We start from the raw sequence: 4,762 nt of genomic DNA, 5'->3' as shown, positions 1-4,762 counted from the left end.
GGGTCAAACGGCCATTGTAGCCTGAAAAACCACGTTCAAAGACTCGGAGGACATCACTGTTTTTAATCCCAATCCCCGTATCCTTGATACAGAGCTCCTGGCCTTCCATATAAATCTCTAGCCCACCTTCCTTGGTGTACTTGAGGCTGTTTGAAAGGATTTGTTCAATGACGACCAACAACCACTTCTTATCGGTCACGATAGTTTTGTCGAGGTCATGGAGATTGACCGTCAGTCCCTTTTGGATAAAGAAAAGTGCGTACTTACGAACCATATCCTTGACCAAGTCCTCCACTTGAACCTGTTCAAAGACCAAATCATCGTGAAAACTCTCTAAACGTAAGTACTGCAAAACCAGATTGGTATAGGAGTCAATCTTGAAAATTTCCTGTTCCAGTTGCTGCTTGACCTCCCGATCAGAGACTTCTGCTACTAAAAGGCGACTAGCCGCAATGGGCGTCTTGATCTGGTGAACCCACAAGGTGTAGTAATCAAGCAAATCCGTCAGCTTGCTCTGCGCTTCAGACTTTTTTTGGTACAATTCGGACTCAAGCTCTTCGAGTTTTTCTGCTAGGGCACATTCCAGAGGAGACTTGGGATCTCTCTCAGCATAGAGAACTTCCAGTCGGTAAACCTGAGCTTCTGCAAATATATCCCAACCCAAAAATAAGAAGGTCAAAAAACTACTGAGCAGAAAGAAATAAAGAAAATAAGTTCCTAGACTAGCAAATAAAAACTGAAAGAGAAGGACGAGAAAGCCTAATGAAAAAATATAGGTAAAAACGCGACTGCGAGAGCGCAGATAGGCTAGAAAAAATGATTTCCAATCAAGCATGTTTCAGTCCGTATCCTATCCCTTTCTTGGTTTCGATAAAGCCTGCCAAGCCTTGTTCCTCAAGCTTTTTGCGCAAACGAGCAACATTAACAGACAAGGTATTGTCATCAATGAAAAAGTCGCTGTTCCAGAGTTCCCGCATCAGGTCATCACGGGCTACGATATTCCCTGCGTGTTCAAATAAAACCCGCAAAATTTGAAATTCATTCTTGGTCAAACTCAATACTTCCCCCTGATAGTGCAGGTCCATAGACTTGGTATTGAGAATCACACCTGCATACTCTAGCAAACTTTCATCCCGCCCAAACTCATAGGAACGGCGCAACAAGCCCTGAACCTTGGCAAGGAGCACCTGTTGGTCAAAAGGCTTGGTCACAAAGTCATCTGCCCCCATATTGATCGCCATGACGATATCCATAGCCTGATCTCTCGAAGACAGAAACATGATGGGTACCTTGGAAATCTTGCGAATTTCCTGGCACCAGTGGTAACCATTAAAGAGTGGCAGGCCAATATCCATGAGGACCAGATGAGGTTCCGACTGGACAAATAAACTCAATACTTCCATAAAGTCTTCTACCAAAACGACCTCAAATCCCCACTCAGAGAGCAGTTTTCCCACTTGTTGTCGAATAACTTGGTCATCTTCTACTAGTAAAATCTTGTGCATGCGCTCCTCCTTTACTCTTGTTCAAAATATCAAAAACCTTAATAAAAAATCTATGAATTAGTAACTCAACTATTTGGTTATTTATCTTTCAAATCCAGATTCGGAAACGAAAGCTAAATAGAGAATCATCCCATTGATATCATACCTTATTTTTAACTATAGTTCCAGCCTTATCCTATATTTTCCTTTTTGTGCTAATTTAGTTAGCGTTTCTTTAACTTATTTAATAGATCTAGCCTTCTTATTGACAAGCTAGCCATGATTTGTTAGAATATGAATGAACGAATAGGTTTATTCATTCATGAAGCAAAGGAGGTTAAATCATATTGGACAAAAAACAAGCTCTAAAAACAGCGGCTTATGACGTTTTTTCGAAAAAGGGTTACAAGGCAACGGGAATTTCAGAAATTGCTAGGCAAGCTGGTGTTGCAGTTGGTTCTTTTTATAACTATTACGAGAGTAAAGAAGCCATTTTTCTAGACATCTATATAGATGAAAACAACCGTGTTCGCCAAGCTATGATCGAAGAACTGGATTGGGAAATTGACATGATTGACCTCATTGGTCAACTATTTGCTCAGTCCAGAACTCTCGTTTCTTCCAATAAAATCCTTGCAGAATGGTACAATCCTGCCATCGCAGATGAGTTGCACAGCTACTATTCCTCGGAAGAAGGCAAAGTCGCAAATCCTTTTCATCAGTTTCTAGTTAAAACTTTTACAAATCGAATGCAGGCTGAAGGGTACTCGCCAGAAAAGATTCAAGATATTTTACAGGTTTATAATCTGTTTTACTATATGGATATGCATATCACGGAAAAAGATTTTCCAGATATTGGCAAGACCGTTGAAATACTTGCAACCAACTTCATAAAAGGAGTTCTAAAATAAAGAATGGATTTCTTTATTTTTTGAAAAGATATGAATGAATTATTTTACAGTTCATTCATAAAATTAAGAACAGGAGTCATAAAAAATGAAAAGAGGTAAAAAAATGCTTATTATCATTCTATCAACACTTGGAGCGCTATGTATTATAACTTGGGGTGCCATCGCTTATCTTGGACGAAGCCAGACATTATCGATAAAATCCATCGAAAACCCCAGCGGAGATCTATATTTAATTCATATCACAAAGCCGAGTCATCAAACCTGGAAAGCGGGGGCTTATGCTAAGTTTACACTCCCTGATACCTCGTCTACTGCTAGTAAATATGAAGCTAAAGGAGAGCAAACCAGTCGATGGTTAACCATTGCCTCCACACCTGATGAAGATGAAATTCTCATTTTGACTCATAATAGTGGTAGCAACTTTAAGAACACCTTGACACATTTACCATCTGGCAGTGAGATTGAGATGAGTTGGCTGGATTCCTCTTTGACTGTTAAAGATACGAATCAGCCACTAGTTTGCTTTGCATCTGATGTTGGTATTTCTGCTCTACGCCCCCTTATCAAAGAATGGTCTGGTAAAGCTCCAATTATTCTCAACCATTTTGACAAAGGAGTTACTATTTTCGATAATGAGATGAAAGAACTGGCTCAAAAAACACCGAATTTTACTTATAAAACTAGCGATGAACTTTCTCAAAGTCAAGAATTTTTAAAATGTGCTATTGATGAATACGGCAATCAAGCCAGCTATCTCATCACAGGTCAGCCTGATGATGTAAATGAGATGAAGAATTTTTTAAAGGAAAATGGGATTGATAATAAAAACATTCAAGCAAGTTCGTTTAGAGGTTTGAAATAGGAGCAATCTATCTTCTATGTATTTCAATCAAATCCTACTAGGTTATTCAAACAAGCCTACTAGCTAATTCTATGTAAATGTGGTAGGATAAACATAGAGAACGGAGCTTTTATGGCCAATATTTTTGACTACTTAAATGATGTAGCATACGATTCCTTTTATGACCTCCCCGTAAATGAGTTAGATGTTCTTGCCTTGACTGAATTAACCTACCTTGCTTTTGATGATGTAGTCACCCAAGAACCAAAGCGCCTTATAGATCTTGCACCTCAAATCCCTAGAGACATGACGATGTTGACTAATAAAAACCGTCTCCAGTTGTTGGATCAGCTCGCTCAACACAAACGCTTTAAAAATTGCAAGCTCTCAGACTTTATCAACGATATCGATCCTGAATTGCAAAAACAGTTTGCGGCTATGACTTATCGTATCAGTCTCGATACTTATTTGCTTGTTTTTCGCGGGACGGATGACAGTATCATCGGTTGGAAAGAAGATTTCCATATGACCTATATGAAGGAAATTCCAGCTCAAAAACATGCCCTCCAGTATTTAGAGAACTTTTTTGCCCAACATCCTAAGCAAAAGGTTATCCTAGCAGGGCACTCAAAAGGGGGCAATCTAGCTGTCTATGCTGCTAGTCAACTTGATCCAAACTTGCAGAAAAACATTGTCGCTGTCTATACTTTTGATGCACCTGGACTTCACAAGGAACTAACCGAAACACCTGGCTATCAAAACATGATGGAAAGAACGAAAGTATTTATCCCACAAGGGTCTATCATTGGGATGATGCTGGAAATTCCGGATAAAAAAATCGTCGTTCGAAGCACCGCCTTAGGTGGCCTTGCTCAGCACGACACCTTTAGTTGGCAGGTTGAAGACAAGCACTTTGTCCAACTGGACGAGACCAATAGTGACAGCCAGCAAGTCGATACAACCTTCAAGGAATGGGTTGAAACCGTCCCTGATACGGAACTGCAGCTCTACTTTGACCTCTTTTTTGGAATCATTCTCGATGCAGGCATCTCTTCTATCAACGACCTTTCTTCCTTCAAGGTCATTGAACACATTCACCATCTCTTTGTCCAAGCTCAATCCCTCACTCCCGAAGAAAGAGAAACCATGGGACGACTAACCCAACTCTTGATCGACACCCGCTACCAAGCTTGGAAAAATCGAGAATAGACAAAAACCAACTAATCTAATGATTAGTTGGTTTTTGTTTAAGAAACTAATGGATACTACTTAGAATCTCGAGTATAGAATTAGTCTTCTTTTTTCTTACGAGACACAAGTCCAAATCCGCTCATCAAACCAAGTACTCCTAGAGCTGCCAAAGCTACATGATCTTCCGTACCAGTATTAGGTAATTCTTTGGTTGCTTTAGTCGTTGGAGATTGCTCAGTCGGTTTTTGTTGAGGGGCAGTAACAACCTTCTCATAAACGTGTTCTGTGTCACCGTTTGGAAGTTTCTTAGTCTCTACGAAGCGGTAACCTGGGAT

Annotated in this window: 6 protein-coding genes; 3 read left to right on the top strand and 3 right to left on the bottom strand. The window is 40.0% G+C overall.

Features of this window, described 5'->3' with window-relative positions; translation table 11 throughout:
- Positions 1-835 (bottom strand): sensor histidine kinase (locus tag SORDD24_RS05600; RefSeq protein ID WP_061408464.1); only part of this gene is annotated, 835 nt, incomplete at its 3' end.
- Positions 828-1,505, bottom strand: coding sequence for a response regulator transcription factor (locus tag SORDD24_RS05595; RefSeq protein WP_000548981.1), 678 nt, complete (start codon positions 1,503-1,505; stop codon positions 828-830). The genes SORDD24_RS05600 and SORDD24_RS05595, both read right to left, overlap by 8 nt.
- Positions 1,506-1,825: 320 nt before the next feature.
- Between SORDD24_RS05595 and SORDD24_RS05590 the strand changes: the two genes are divergently transcribed.
- The 3 genes from SORDD24_RS05590 (at position 1,826) to SORDD24_RS05580 (ending at position 4,445) form a co-directional block, all read left to right on the top strand.
- Entirely contained in the window at positions 1,826-2,395 is a 570-nt protein-coding gene (locus SORDD24_RS05590) for a TetR/AcrR family transcriptional regulator (protein ID WP_061408462.1), read from the top strand.
- An 85-nt stretch (positions 2,396-2,480) separates the two neighbouring features.
- Complete coding sequence (locus SORDD24_RS05585) at positions 2,481-3,257, top strand: ferredoxin reductase domain-containing protein (RefSeq protein ID WP_061408460.1); 777 nt, start codon at positions 2,481-2,483, stop codon at positions 3,255-3,257.
- Positions 3,258-3,368: 111 nt separating this feature from the next.
- Positions 3,369-4,445 carry a DUF2974 domain-containing protein gene (locus tag SORDD24_RS05580; protein ID WP_061408457.1) on the top strand — a complete coding sequence of 359 codons (1,077 nt, stop codon included), beginning with the start codon at positions 3,369-3,371 and terminating at the stop codon, positions 4,443-4,445.
- An 80-nt stretch (positions 4,446-4,525) separates the two neighbouring features.
- On the opposite strand, the gene SORDD24_RS05575 is transcribed toward SORDD24_RS05580, so the two are convergent.
- A partial coding sequence (locus SORDD24_RS05575; protein WP_155720131.1) for an LPXTG cell wall anchor domain-containing protein occupies positions 4,526-4,762 on the bottom strand: 237 nt, incomplete at its 5' end.

The sequence above is a fragment of the Streptococcus oralis genome (assembly GCF_001579175.1).
Classification (GTDB): domain Bacteria; phylum Bacillota; class Bacilli; order Lactobacillales; family Streptococcaceae; genus Streptococcus; species Streptococcus oralis_O.
The sequence above is the reverse complement of the archived record's forward strand: the minus strand, read 5'-3'. Positions and strand labels throughout refer to the sequence as shown.

Excerpts from the sequence above, each read along its gene's own strand:
- SORDD24_RS05585 (WP_061408460.1), top strand. The coding sequence starts at position 2,481 with ATGAAAAGAGGTAAAAAAATGCTTATTATCATTCTATCAACACTTGGA.
- SORDD24_RS05595 (WP_000548981.1), bottom strand. The coding sequence starts at position 1,505 with ATGCACAAGATTTTACTAGTAGAAGATGACCAAGTTATTCGACAACAA.
- SORDD24_RS05580 (WP_061408457.1), top strand. The coding sequence starts at position 3,369 with ATGGCCAATATTTTTGACTACTTAAATGATGTAGCATACGATTCCTTT.